General features: G+C 55.4%; 8 protein-coding genes. 7 read left to right on the plus strand and 1 reads right to left on the minus strand.

What is annotated here, in order from left to right:
* Positions 1-248: 248 nt before the first annotated feature.
* On the minus strand, positions 249-1100 hold the full coding sequence (sseA, locus tag IB196_RS06220) for a 3-mercaptopyruvate sulfurtransferase (RefSeq protein ID WP_155021416.1): 852 nt from the start codon (positions 1098-1100) through the stop codon (positions 249-251).
* A 206-nt stretch (positions 1101-1306) separates the two neighbouring features.
* Between sseA and IB196_RS06225 the strand changes: the two genes are divergently transcribed.
* From IB196_RS06225 to hisS, 7 genes are all read left to right on the plus strand, one after another.
* Complete coding sequence (locus IB196_RS06225; protein ID WP_188232146.1) at positions 1307-6238, plus strand: alpha-2-macroglobulin; 4932 nt, start codon at positions 1307-1309, stop codon at positions 6236-6238.
* On the plus strand, positions 6239-8551 hold the full coding sequence (gene pbpC, locus IB196_RS06230; RefSeq protein ID WP_188232145.1) for a peptidoglycan glycosyltransferase PbpC: 2313 nt from the start codon (positions 6239-6241) through the stop codon (positions 8549-8551). It begins immediately after the preceding gene.
* A 137-nt stretch (positions 8552-8688) separates the two neighbouring features.
* A complete protein-coding gene (ndk, locus tag IB196_RS06235) occupies positions 8689-9120 on the plus strand; it encodes a nucleoside-diphosphate kinase (RefSeq protein WP_181617591.1) in 432 nt (143 codons plus the stop codon).
* A 252-nt stretch (positions 9121-9372) separates the two neighbouring features.
* Positions 9373-10539 (plus strand): bifunctional tRNA (adenosine(37)-C2)-methyltransferase TrmG/ribosomal RNA large subunit methyltransferase RlmN, encoded by a 1167-nt coding sequence (locus IB196_RS06240; RefSeq protein WP_003037713.1) that lies wholly within the window; start codon positions 9373-9375, stop codon positions 10537-10539.
* Between the two features lie 284 nt (positions 10540-10823).
* Positions 10824-11813, plus strand: a complete 990-nt coding sequence (gene rodZ, locus IB196_RS06245; RefSeq protein WP_005120425.1) for a cytoskeleton protein RodZ — start codon at positions 10824-10826, stop codon at positions 11811-11813.
* A gap of 26 nt (positions 11814-11839) precedes the next feature.
* Positions 11840-12958 (plus strand): flavodoxin-dependent (E)-4-hydroxy-3-methylbut-2-enyl-diphosphate synthase, encoded by a 1119-nt coding sequence (ispG, locus tag IB196_RS06250; RefSeq protein WP_188232144.1) that lies wholly within the window; start codon positions 11840-11842, stop codon positions 12956-12958.
* A gap of 110 nt (positions 12959-13068) precedes the next feature.
* Positions 13069-14343, plus strand: coding sequence for a histidine--tRNA ligase (gene hisS / locus IB196_RS06255; RefSeq protein ID WP_005120428.1), 1275 nt, complete (start codon positions 13069-13071; stop codon positions 14341-14343).

The raw sequence follows: 14343 nt of genomic DNA on the forward strand, positions 1-14343 counted from the left end.
TCCCTAAAGCCAGTGCCTGTTTGCGAGACAGCGGAAAGGGCCGCTCAGAATAATACATTAAATGTTGAATAGTTTCCCTGTTAATTAACTTGACTTTTATTCTATTAAACCGGAATATTTAGCTACTGAGGTGCGCCTGCGTTGCTATGGCAACACAGCCTGCTGGGAAGGCCGCGAACCGGACTGGCACAAAAAAACCGCTCAATGAGCGGTTTTTTTGTGGGCGAAAAAGAGGTGTAAATCAGATTTTATTTAGTCTCAGCGGGTTCTACCGGTAAATCGTTGCGCGCTCCCCATTCGCTCCATGCGCCGTCATACAACGCGACGTTGGAAACGCCCAGCGTGGCAAGTGCGAGCACCACCACGGCAGCCGTTACGCCGGAGCCGCAACTGGCGATAATAGGGCGGTCAAAACTCACGCCGTGGCTGAAGAAGATAGCATCCAGCTCATCGGTGGTTTTTAATTCACCGTCACGAACCAACTCTGTCCACGGTACGTTCAGCGCACCGGGCACATGACCACGCTTCAGGCCTGGCCTCGGCTCGTCAACTTCGGCGTTAAAACGCGCAGCCGGTCGTGCATCGACAATCTGTGCGGTTTTTTCATGGCTGGCCAGCAGGACATCGGTCACCCGCACTACGGCCTCTGGCGTAAACGCGGCGTCAAACTCGCCTTCGGGCAAATCAACGTTCCCTTTCTGCAACGGTAACGCATCACGCTGCCAGCTCGCAAAACCGCCTGCCAGAATGGAGACATTTTCCACGCCAAATGCGCGCAACATCCACCAGGCACGCGGGGCAGAAAACAGGTTGCCATCATCGTAGACAACCAGATGCTTATCCTGATGAACCCCCAGCTCGCGCATAGCTACGGCAAAGGCTTCCGGGCGCGGCATCATGTGTGGCAATGACGAGGTATGGTCGGAAAGCGCTTCAATATCAAAAAAGACTGCACCAGGAATATGGCTCGCGCGATACTCCTCGCCAACATCGCGATCTTCCTGTCCTGGAGGAGCCATCCGGGCATCAAGAATTTGTATTTCCGGATCGTCAATGTGTTCGATAAGCCAGTCGGCAGCGACAAAGAAGGCGGTGGTCATAGGCATCTCCATTTTTACCAGGTTTCGGCGAATTGTCGGCTGTTTACCGTAAAGCGACAAGTAAAAGAGGCTGATTTGTCAGGTGGACCCACATTAATCACGAAAATTCAGACAACAACATCCTATTACTGACTTCCACCTGTTGAAATCTGACGCATAATAGTTGTTCTACGTAGCTAACGGGCCACTCAGGCCAGGGATGAAAAATGAAACATTTACGCGTAGTGGCCTGTATGCTGATGTTGGCGCTGGCGGGGTGCGATAATAACGATAAGCCGTCGGTGGCGGCAAAAAATGATACGCCCGCCCCACAGACCACGCCGGCAAAAGATCCGGGGCAATTACAAAAGCTGATGCAGCAAAGCCAGGGCAAGCCGTTGACGCTGCTGGATGCTTCAGAAGTCCAGTTGGATGGTGCGGCGACGCTGGTGCTGACTTTTTCTATTCCTCTCGATCCTGAACAAGATTTTTCTCGCGTACTGCATGTTGTCGATAAAAAAAGCGGCAAAGTGGATGGGGCCTGGGAGCTGGCGCCAAATCTGAAAGAGCTACGCTTACGCCACCTCGAACCTAACCGCGAGCTGGTGGTGACCATTGAGCGTGATTTATTGGCACTGAATAAAGCGACGTTCGCTATCGACTATGAAAAAAATATTACCACCCGCGACGTCCAGCCAAGCGTAGGCTTCGCCAGTCGCGGCTCGCTGCTGCCGGGAAAAGTGATTGAAGGGCTGCCGGTGATGGCTCTTAACGTCAATAGCGTGGATGTGAACTTCTTTCGCGTGAAGCCTGAGTCGCTCGGAGCGTTTGTCAGCCAGTGGGAATACCGCAATTCGTTGTCTAACTGGGAGTCCGACAATCTGCTGAAAATGGCGGAACTGGTGTATACCGGGCGCTTTGACCTCAATCCTGCGCGCAATACCCGCGAGAAACTGCTGCTGCCGCTGAGCGATATCAAGCCGCTGCAGCAGGCGGGCGTGTACGTGGCGGTGATGAATCAGGCCGGACATTACAACTACAGCAATGCCGCGACGTTGTTCACGCTCAGCGATATTGGTGTGTCTGCACACCGTTACCATAATCAACTGGATGTCTTTACGCAGAGTCTGGAAAACGGCGCCGCGCAGCAGGGGATTGATGTCACCTTACTCAATGAAAAAGGACAGACGCTGGCACAGGCGACCAGCGACGCTCAGGGGCACGTGAAGCTCGAGACGGATAAAGACGCCGCCTTATTGCTGGCCCGCAAAGACGGGCAAACCACGCTGCTGGATCTGAAGCTCCCGGCGTTGGATCTGGCTGAATTTGATATCGCTGGCGCGCCGGGATACAGCAAACAGTTCTTTATGTTCGGCCCACGCGATCTCTATCGTCCTGGCGAAACGGTGATCCTCAACGGATTACTGCGCGACAGCGATGGTAAAACGTTGCCCGACCAGCCGGTGAAGCTGGAGGTCGTGAAACCCGACGGACAGGTTTTACGCTCGGTAGTTAGCCAACCGGAAAACGGCTTGTACCGCTTTAGCTGGCCGCTGGACAGCAGCGCGCCAACCGGCATGTGGCATATTCGGGTTAATACCGGTGATAACCAGTCGCGGATGTGGGATTTCCACGTCGAAGACTTTATGCCGGAGCGAATGGCGCTCAATCTCACCGCAAACAAGAGGCCAGTGGCACCAACTGATGAAGTGAAGTTCTCGGTGGTGGGCTACTACCTGTACGGCGCGCCCGCCAACGGCAATGCGCTGCAAGGACAGCTTTATCTGCGTCCATTGCGGGATGCGGTTCAGGCATTGCCGGGCTTCCAGTTTGGGAATATCGCCGAAGAAAACCTTTCCCGCAGCCTCGATGAAGTTCAGCTCACGCTGGATGACCACGGTCGCGGCGAAGTGACCACCAACAGCCAGTGGCAGGAGACGCATTCCCCGTTACAGGTCATTCTGCAAGCCAGCCTGCTGGAGTCGGGCGGCCGTCCGGTGACGCGTCGGGTTGAACAAGCCATCTGGCCTGCGGATACGCTGCCGGGTATTCGTCCGCAGTTTGCGGCAAAAGCCGTTTATGACTACCGCACCGATACCACCGTGAATCAGCCCATCGTCGATGAAAACAGCAATGCCGCGTTCGATATCGTGTATGCCGACGCGCAAGGCGAGAAAAAAGCAGTATCCGGATTGCAGGTGCGTTTGATCCGTGAACGCCGTGATTACTACTGGAACTGGTCTGAGGGCGAGGGCTGGCAGTCTCAGTTTGATCAAAAAGATCTGGTGGAGGGTGAGCAGACCCTGGATCTTAAGGCCGATGAAACCGGTAAAGTCAGTTTCCCGGTTGAGTGGGGCGCCTATCGCCTGGAAGTGAAAGCACCGAATGATGCGGTGAGCAGCGTGCGCTTCTGGGCCGGTTATAGCTGGCAGGATAACAGCGACGGCAGCGGGTCAGTACGTCCCGATCGCGTGACCCTGAAACTGGATAAACCCAGCTATCGTCCTGGCGATACCATGAAGCTGCACATTGCTGCACCCGCCGCCGGCAAAGGCTATGCGATGGTTGAATCCAGCGAAGGTCCGCTGTGGTGGCAAGAGATCGACGTGCCGACGGCGGGTCTTGATCTCTCCATCCCGGTCGATAAAAGCTGGAACCGCCATGACCTGTATCTCAGCGCTTTAGTGATACGCCCTGGCGATAAATCCCGCTCAGCAACGCCAAAACGGGCGGTCGGGTTACTGCATTTACCGTTAGGTGATGAAAACCGTCGTCTGGGGCTGGCGCTGGAAAGTCCGGCGAAAATACGGCCCAATCAGCCGTTGACCGTCAAGATTAAAGCCAGCGTTAAAAATGGTGACGTGCCAAAACAGGTTAATGTACTGGTCTCTGCCGTTGACAGCGGGGTCCTGAATATTACGGATTACGTCACGCCGGATCCGTGGCAGGCGTTTTTCGGGCAAAAACGCTATGGCGCGGATATTTATGATATTTACGGCCAGGTAATCGAAGGTCAGGGGCGTCTGGCGGCATTGCGCTTTGGTGGTGATGGCGATGAGTTAAAACGCGGCGGCAAGCCTCCAGTCAATCACGTTAACATCGTGGCGCAACAGGCGTTGCCGGTCATACTTAACGAGCAAGGCGAAGGTACGGTGACATTACCGATTGGTGATTTCAACGGCGAGCTGCGGGTCATGGCGCAAGCCTGGACTGCGGATGACTATGGCAGCAGCGAAAGCAAAGTGATTGTCGCCGCGCCGGTGATTGCTGAACTGAATATGCCGCGCTTTCTGGCAGGGGGAGATACGTCGCGCCTGACGCTGGATGTGACCAACCTGACTGACAAACCGCAAACGCTGGACATTAAGCTCGTAGCCAGCGGTTTACTGGAGCTGATGGGACAAGATCCCGCGCCGGTAAATCTGGCGCCTGGCGTACGGACTACGTTGTTTATTCCGGTGCGTGCGCGGGAGGGCTTTGGCGATGGCGAAATTCAGGCGCAGATTAGCGGTCTGACGTTACCGGGCGAAATGCTGCCTGTTCAGCATAAGCAGTGGAAGATTGGTGTGCGTCCGGCGTTCCCGGCGCAAACCGTTAACACCGGGGTCGCGCTTCAGCCGGGCGCAACCTGGCAGCTTCCGGGTGAAGAACTGACGAATTTCTCCCCAGCGACAATGCAGGGACAACTGCTGTTCAGCGGTAAACCGCCGCTGAATCTGGCGCGCTACATCCGTGAACTGAAAGCTTATCCTTACGGTTGCCTTGAGCAAACGGCGAGCGGGTTGTTCCCGTCTTTATACACCAACGCCGCGCAGCTGAAGGCGTTAGGTATCGCGGGCGACAGTGATGAAAAACGCCGTGCGGCAGTAGAGATTGGTATCTCTCGTTTACTGCAAATGCAGCGTGACAACGGTGGGTTTGCGCTGTGGGATAAGAACGGAGCGGAAGAGTACTGGCTGACCGCGTATGTGATGGATTTCCTCGTTCGGGCGAATGAACAGGGCTACAGCGTGCCGGCAGAGGTCATTAACCGGGGCAACGAGCGACTTCTGCGCTACTTGCAGGATCCGGGCATGATGTCGATTCGTTATACCGACGACGCATCAGCGAGCCGATTTGCCGTCCAGGCCTACGCCGCGCTGGTACTGGCTCGTCAGCAGAAAGCCCCGCTCGGCGCGCTGCGTGAGATCTGGGATCATCGTGCACAGGCCGCTTCGGGTTTACCGCTATTGCAACTGGGTATTGCGCTGAAAAATATGGGCGATGCTAACCGTAGTGAACAGGCGTTGACCCTGGCGTTGAATACGCCACGCCGCGATGCGCAGCAGTGGATGGCGGATTACGGCAGCCAGCTGCGCGACAACGCGTTGATGCTGGCCTTGCTGGAAGAAAACAAACTTAAACCTGAGGTACAGAATACGCTGCTGAACACCTTGTCAGAACAGGCCTTTGGGCAGCGCTGGCTCTCTACCCAGGAAAATAATGCGCTGTTCCTTGCCGCGCGTACGTTACAGGATTTACCTGGCTCGTGGCAGGCGCAAACGTCACTCTCTGAACAGCCGTTAGCCGCAGAGAAATCACAGACGCGTAATCTGGATGCCGACGCGCTGTCTACGCTGAGCGTGACCAATACCGGTAATCTGCCTCTGTGGTTGCGTCTGGATGTGAGCGGTTACCCGCAAACCTCGCCAACGCCTGTCAGCAACGTTCTGCATATTGAGCGTCAGATCCTGGGGCTCGACGGGAACAGCAAATCGCTGGATTCTCTGCGCAGCGGCGAACTGGTGCTGGTCTGGCTGGAGGTGAAAGCCAGCCAGAACGTACCGGATGCGCTGGTGGTCGACTTACTGCCAGCGGGCCTGGAACTGGAAAACCAGAATCTGGCCAACGGCAGCGCCAGCCTGCAGGACAGCGGCAGCGAGGTGGCTAATCTGCTCAATCAGATGCAGCAGGCGAATATCCAGCACGTTGAGTTCCGCGACGATCGCTTTGTCGCCGCGGTGGCGGTCAACGAAGGACAGCCGGTGACGCTGGTGTATCTGGCGCGGGCGGTAACGCCGGGAACGTATCAGGTTCCTGTGCCGCAGGTGGAGTCAATGTACGTTCCGCAGTGGCGCGCGACCGGTGCGACAGAGGGACTGTTGATTGTCAGACCGTAAATGATGCGTGGGTTGGGTAAACACGGCTGCTGGCTCTGGCTGGCAGCCGCTACGTTATTGCTTACGGCGGCGGTTTGGGCGGCAGATAAAATCTGGCCGCTGCCGCTGCACGAAGTCGATCCGGCGCGTGTCGTGGTGGCCTATGATGGTACGCCGCTCTGGCGCTTCGCCGACGCGGATGGCATCTGGCGCTATCCGGTGACAATTGATGAAGTGTCCCCCCGGTACCTTGAGGCGTTAATTAACTACGAAGACCGCTGGTTCTGGAAACATCCTGGCGTTAATCCTTTTTCAGTACTGCGTGCGGCATGGCAGGATCTCTCCTCCGGGCGCGTGGTTTCGGGCGGTAGCACGCTCACCATGCAGGTCGCACGATTGCTCGATCCCCATCCGCGCACCTTCGGCGGCAAATTCCGCCAACTCTGGCGCGCATTGCAGCTGGAATGGCATCTCTCCAAGCGCGACATCCTGACGCTGTATCTTAACCGCGCGCCGTTCGGCGGTACGCTGCAAGGGGTGGGAGCCGCAAGCTGGGCCTATCTTGGGAAATCACCCGCGCAATTGAGTTATTCCGATGCCGCGCTGCTGGCCGTGCTGCCGCAGGCACCGAGTCGCCTGCGCCCGGATCGTTGGCCGGATCGCGCCGAAGCCGCGCGAAATAAAGTGCTCGAACGCATGGCAACGCAGGGTATTTGGCCAGCCAGACAAGTGCAGGAATCACGCGAAGAACCGGTCTGGCTGGCGCCCCGACAAATGCCGCAGCTCGCGCCGTTATTCTCGCGCATGATGCTGGGAAAAAGCCGGAGCGATAAAATCGTGACCACCCTTGACGCCGGATTGCAGCGCCAGCTGGAAGAGCTGGCGCAAAACTGGAAGGGGCGCTTACCTGCGCGCAGTTCGCTGGCGATGATTGTGGTCGATCACACCGACATGAGCGTGCGTGGCTGGGTCGGCTCGGTAGATATGAATGACGACTCCCGCTTTGGTCATGTGGATATGGTGAATGCGATTCGTTCGCCGGGCTCGGTGCTGAAGCCGTTCATCTATGGTCTGGCGCTGGATGACGGACTCATCCATCCGGCTTCATTGTTGCAAGATGTACCGCGTCGCACCGGGGATTATCGACCAGGGAATTTTGACAGTGGTTTTCATGGCCCGGTGAGTATGAGCGAAGCGCTGGTGCGTTCGCTGAATTTACCCGCCGTGCAGGTACTCGAAGCCTATGGCCCGAAGCGTTTTGCCGCAAAATTACGTAATGTGGGCTTGCCGTTGTACTTACCCGCAGGAGCCGCGCCGAATCTGTCGCTGATTTTGGGCGGCGCGGGGGCGAGACTTGAAGATATGGCGGCGGCGTACAGCGCCTTTGCCCGCCAGGGGAACGCGGGAAAACTGCGCCTGCAGCCAGACGACCCGCTGCTGGAGCGTCCGTTGATGTCAGCAGGTGCGGCGTGGATTATTCGCCGCATTATGGCTGACGAAGCACAGCCGCTGCCGGATAACGCGCTGAGCCGCGTGGTGCCATTGGCATGGAAAACGGGTACCAGCTATGGCTATCGCGACGCGTGGGCGATTGGCGTTAACGCCCGTTATGTGATTGGCATCTGGACCGGCAGGCCCGACGGTACGCCGGTGGTGGGGCAGTTTGGTTTTGCCAGCGCTGTGCCGTTGCTCAATCAGGTCAACAATCTTTTGCTCTCTCGCGGGACAAATCAGCCGGAAGACCCGCGACCAGAGTCGGTCAGTCGGGGCGTAGTGTGCTGGCCTGGCGGGCAATTTTTGCCAGACGGAGACGGCAACTGCCGTCGCCGCTTAGCGACCTGGCTACTGGACGGTAGCCAGCCGCCAACGTTGTTATTGCCCGAACAGGAAGGCGTGAGTGGCATTCGTTTCCCCATCTGGCTGGACGATGAAGGCAAACGTGTGGCGGCGGATTGCCCACAGGCGCACGAGCAAACGTTAATCGTCTGGCCTTTGCCGCTGGAGCCATGGTTACCGGAGTCAGAGCGCCGTGGGGCAAGGCTACCGCCGGTTTCTGCCACGTGTCCGCCGCTGGGACAGGTTGCTTCCCTGCCGTTGCAGTTGACAGGCGTTCGCGATGGCGCGATTGTGAAGCGTTTACCCGGTTCTGCGCAGGCCTTATTGCCGGTACAAACCAGCGGCGGGACAGGCGATCGCTGGTGGTTTCTTAACGGTGAACGGCTGGATGAACGCGGACGCCGTTTGACGCTACAGTTGGCGACCAAAGGAGATTATCAACTGTTGGTGATGGATGACGCCGGACAGGTGGCGACGGTGAGATTTTCGTTGCAGTAGACCAGTTGGTCACTGTTTGTTGCTAAAATTCATCTTATTTTAAAGAAATGTTATCTTCGTCAATAGTCAATTGCCGGGATGCTCTTTATAATCCGCGCCAGGTAAACCACAACAAAACATCTTTTTCAGAGGTAATCATGACTATTGAACGTACTTTTTCCATCATCAAACCAAACGCGGTGGCAAAAAACGTTATTGGGAGCATCTTTGCGCGCTTTGAAGCTGCAGGGTTCAAAATTGTTGGTACTAAAATGCTGCACCTGACCGTTGAGCAGGCGCGCGGCTTCTACGCCGAGCATGATGGCAAGCCGTTCTTTGACGGTCTGGTTGAATTCATGACCTCTGGTCCAATCGTTGTTTCTGTTCTGGAAAGCGAAAATGCCGTACAGCGCCATCGCGATCTGCTGGGTGCAACCAACCCGGCAAATGCGCTGGCTGGTACTCTGCGCGCAGATTATGCTGACAGCTTTACTGAGAACGGCACCCATGGTTCTGACTCCGTTGAGTCTGCGGCGCGTGAAATCGCCTATTTCTTTGGTGAAGGCGAGGTTTGCCCGCGCACTCGCTAATAAAGCTCGTCCTGTAGGCCGGATAAGCGTTTAGCGCATCCGGCACTGCTTTGCCTGATGGCGACGCGAGGCGTCTTATCAAGCCTACGTTCTTTCTTTACATATTATTTTCGCTAATGCTTCGTGCAAACGTGGCATCCCTGCGCCAGACTTTGTACAATGCAACGCCCCGGAAGAGCAGATCGCTTGCCGGGGCGTTTCTTTTTAACCCTCCACGGGCCACAACGTGTAACAACGAGGCCGGAAAAAATTATGTCTGAATTAGTTAACACCTCTGAAGTCGTCATTCCTGCGGTTCCAAATAAAAATGGAAAAATTAACCTGCTGGATCTGAACCGTCAGCAAATGCGCGAATTCTTCAAAGAAATGGGCGAAAAACCGTTTCGTGCCGATCAGGTCATGAAGTGGATGTACCACTATTGCAGCGACAACTTTGATGACATGACTGACATCAATAAGGTTCTGCGTAACAAGCTGAAAGAAGTGGCTGAAATTCGCGCCCCGGAAGTGGTGGAAGAGCAGCGTTCCTCTGACGGTACGATCAAATGGGCCATCGCGGTTGGCGATCAGCGTGTCGAAACCGTGTATATCCCGGAAGACGATCGTGCCACCTTGTGTGTTTCTTCACAGGTCGGTTGCGCATTAGAGTGTAAATTCTGCTCTACGGCGCAGCAGGGCTTTAACCGTAACCTGCGGGTGTCGGAAATCATTGGTCAGGTCTGGCGTGCGGCGAAAATCGTCGGCGCGGTGAAAGCAACGGGCGTGCGTCCTATCACCAACGTGGTGATGATGGGGATGGGTGAGCCACTGCTCAACCTGACCAACGTGGTGCCGGCGATGGAAATCATGCTGGATGACTTTGGGTTCGGGCTGTCCAAGCGTCGCGTTACGCTCTCCACCTCAGGCGTTGTCCCTGCGCTGGATAAACTGGGCGATATGATTGATGTCGCACTGGCGATTTCTCTGCATGCGCCAAATGATGAAATTCGTGACGAAATTGTGCCTATCAACAAGAAGTACAATATCGAAACGTTCCTCGGGGCTGTGCGCCGCTATCTGGAGAAATCCAATGCGAATCAGGGTCGTGTAACCATCGAGTATGTGATGTTGGATCACATCAACGATGGCACTGAGCATGCTCATCAGCTTGCTGAACTGCTGAAAGATACGCCGTGTAAGATCAACCTGATCCCGTGGAACCCGTTCCCGGGCGCGCCGTATGGCCGTAGTTCTAACAGCCGTATCGATCGTTTCTCCAAAGTGCTGATGAGCTATGGTTTCACCACCATCGTGCGCAAAACACGTGGCGATGACATCGATGCAGCCTGTGGTCAGCTGGCGGGCGACGTTATTGACCGTACTAAGCGTACTCTGCGCAAGCGTATGCAAGGCGATGCTATCGATATCAAAACCGTTTGATGCCGAATGCACTACGGTATAAATAATGTACCGTAGTGCAATGTAAGTTACATAAGGTCCTTTGTTGTAGTCGTCTGAGCAATAATAACGGTGCGTTTTAGTCGACTTTAAGGCAGTATGTAGCGGTTCAACAAGCGTTTAGCCCTCAGGTTTACGCTGTTTTGTCATTGATAGTCTGACCGTTTTATACTGTCTGACGAAGGTTAACTGACCAGATGTTTCGCGGTGTGGGTGAGCATTGTGGCTCGCCGGCATCAGAACCCAAATTTACGCAGCTGTAGCGAATGAATACTGAAGCCACGCACGACAAAAATGAAGCACTCTCCACCGGCGTTCGTCTGCGCAATGCCCGTGAACAACTCGGATTCAGCCAGCAGGTGGTCGCGGAACGACTCTGCCTGAAGGTTTCCACGGTACGCGATATTGAAGAAGATAAGGCGCCAGCCGATCTCGCTTCAACATTTCTGCGCGGGTATATCCGTTCTTATGCGCGTCTGGTGCATATTCCTGAAGAAGAACTGTTGCCAGGGTTGGAAAAACAGGCTCCGATTCGTCCTGCCAAAGTCGCACCGATGCAGAGCTTTTCGCTCGGTAAGCGTCGTAAGAAACGCGATGGCTGGTTAATGACCTTTACCTGGCTGGTACTGTTTGTCGTTGTCGGACTGACAGGCGCCTGGTGGTGGCAGAACCATAAGGCGCAGCAGGAAGAGATCACCACCATGGCCGATCAATCCTCCGCTGAGTTGAATGCCGGTAAAGAGGGTGCGCAGAATGTACCGTTAGATACCAGCGCTGCAGCAAGCCCGGATACCACGTCGGCTGCTGACAATGGCGCGGTAACGGATGCAGCGCCAGCGCAACAAAATGCCGCCGCGACTCAGGCTCCGGCTGCTGATGCGCAACAGAACGCCGTTGTGGCGCCTTCTCAGGCTAACGTTGATACCGCAACCGCACCGGCCGCTGCAGCACCGCTGCCGACTGACCAGGCTGGCGTCACGACACCGGCTGGCGATCCTAACGCGCTGGTGATGAACTTTACTGCCGACTGCTGGCTGGAAGTCACCGATGCGACCGGCAAGAAACTGTTCAGCGGGATGCAGCGTAAAGATGGCAATCTGAATCTGGTCGGTCAGGCGCCATATAAACTGAAAATTGGCGCTCCGGCGGCAGTGCAGATTCAGTTCCAGGGTAAACCTGTCGATCTAAGTCGTTTTATCAGAACTAACCAGGTTGCGCGTCTGACCGTTAATGCCGAACAATCAACGGCTCAGTAACAGACGGCAATGCGGGAGATTTTTTAATGCATAACCAGGCTCCAATTCAACGTAGAAAATCGACACGCATTTACGTTGGGAACGTGCCGATCGGCGATGGCGCGCCCATCGCCGTACAGTCGATGACCAATACGCGTACCACGGATGTGGAAGCAACGGTTAATCAGATTAAAGCGCTGGAACGCGTAGGCGCAGACATTGTTCGTGTCTCTGTACCGACAATGGATGCCGCAGAAGCGTTCAAGCTTATCAAACAGCAGGTTAACGTCCCGCTGGTTGCTGATATTCACTTCGACTATCGTATCGCGCTGAAGGTGGCGGAATACGGCGTTGATTGCCTGCGTATCAACCCAGGTAATATCGGTAATGAAGAGCGTATTCGCATGGTGGTGGATTGCGCTCGTGATAAAAATATTCCTATCCGCATCGGCGTCAATGCCGGATCGCTGGAAAAAGATCTGCAGGAAAAATACGGTGAGCCGACGCCGCAGGCGCTGCTGGAATCTGCGATGCGCCATGTGGATCATCTCGATCGACTGAACTTCGAACAGTTCAAAGTCAGCGTGAAAGCGTCTGACGTTTTCCTCGCCGTGGAATCTTATCGCCTGCTGGCGAAACAGATCGATCAGCCGCTGCATCTGGGGATCACCGAAGCCGGTGGCCTGCGTAGTGGTTCCGTGAAGTCCGCGATCGGCCTCGGCCTGCTGTTATCTGAAGGGATCGGCGATACGCTGCGTGTTTCTCTGGCGGCGGATCCGGTGGAAGAGATCAAAGTGGGCTTTGATATTCTGAAATCACTGCGCATTCGTGCGCGCGGGATCAACTTTATCGCTTGCCCAACCTGCTCGCGTCAGGAGTTTGACGTTATCGGTACAGTGAACGCGCTGGAGCAACGCCTGGAAGATATCATTACGCCAATGGATGTATCGATCATCGGCTGCGTGGTAAACGGCCCTGGTGAAGCGCTGGTTTCTACGCTGGGCGTGACGGGCGGTAACAAGAAAAGCGGTCTGTATGAAGACGGCGTGCGTAAGGACAGACTCGATAACGACGACATGATTACGCAGCTTGAAGCCCGCATTCGTGCTAAAGCAAGTATTCTGGACGAAGCGCGTCGTATCGACGTGCAGCAGCTTGAAAAATAACAACGTGATGGGAAGCGGCATGCTTCCCGTGTATGATTGAACCCGCATGGCGCCCGCATTGTTCGGGTTAGCGCTGAGGGTTCATTTTTATATTCATAAAGAGAATAAACGTGGCAAAAAACATTCAAGCCATTCGCGGCATGAACGATTATCTGCCTGGCGAAACCGCCATCTGGCAGCGCATTGAAGGCACTCTCAAAAACGTGCTCGGCAGCTATGGTTACAGTGAAATCCGCTTGCCGATTGTAGAGCAGACCCCGTTATTCAAACGCGCGATCGGTGAAGTCACCGACGTGGTTGAAAAAGAGATGTATACCTTTGAGGACCGCAATGGCGACAGCCTGACGTTGCGTCCTGAGGGGACTGCGGGCTGCGTACGCGCCGGCATCGAACATGGTCTCCTGTACAATCAGGAACAGCGTCTGTGGTATATCGGGCCGATGTTCCGCCACGAACGTCCGCAAAAAGGACGCTATCGTCAATTCCATCAGTTGGGTTGCGAAGTTTTTGGCCTGCAAGGCCCGGATATTGATGCTGAACTCATTCTGCTGACCGCCCGCTGGTGGCGTGCGCTGGGTATTTCCCAGCATGTCAGACTTGAGCTGAACTCCATTGGGTCGCTGGAAGCTCGTGCGAACTACCGTGATGCGCTGGTGGCTTATCTGGAACAGTATAAAGATAAACTGGACGAAGACTGTAAGCGCCGCATGTACACCAACCCGCTGCGCGTGCTCGACTCCAAAAACCCGGAAGTACAGGCGCTGCTCAACGACGCGCCTGCGCTGGGCGACTATCTGGATGACGACTCGCGCGAGCATTTTGCGGGTTTGTGCAAACTGCTGGAATCCGCAGGTATTGCCTACACCGTCAATCAGCGTCTGGTTCGTGGTCTTGATTACTACAACCGCACCGTATTTGAGTGGGTCACCACCAGCCTGGGCTCACAGGGTACCGTGTGTGCAGGTGGTCGTTATGACGGTCTGGTAGAGCAACTTGGCGGCCGCGCAACGCCGGCTGTAGGCTTTGCTATGGGCCTGGAACGACTTGTTTTGTTAGTTCAGGCAGTTAATTCGGAATTTATTGCCTCCCCTGTTGTCGATATATACCTGGTTGCTTCAGGGGCGGACACGCAGTCGGCGGCAATGCGGCTTGCAGAACGTCTGCGCGATGAAGTTCCTGGTGTGAAACTGATGACTAACCACGGTGGCGGCAACTTTAAGAAACAGTTTGCTCGCGCCGATAAGTGGGGCGCCCGCGTTGCACTGGTACTGGGTGAGTCCGAAGTGGCTGACGGTACTGTTGTAGTGAAGGATTTGCGCTCTGGTGAGCAAACGGCAGTAGCGCAGGATAGCGTTGCCGCGCATTTGCGCACTCTACTGGGCTAA

The sequence above is a fragment of the Citrobacter sp. C6_1 genome, assembly GCF_014596835.2.
In the GTDB taxonomy this organism is placed as follows: domain Bacteria; phylum Pseudomonadota; class Gammaproteobacteria; order Enterobacterales; family Enterobacteriaceae; genus Citrobacter; species Citrobacter pasteurii.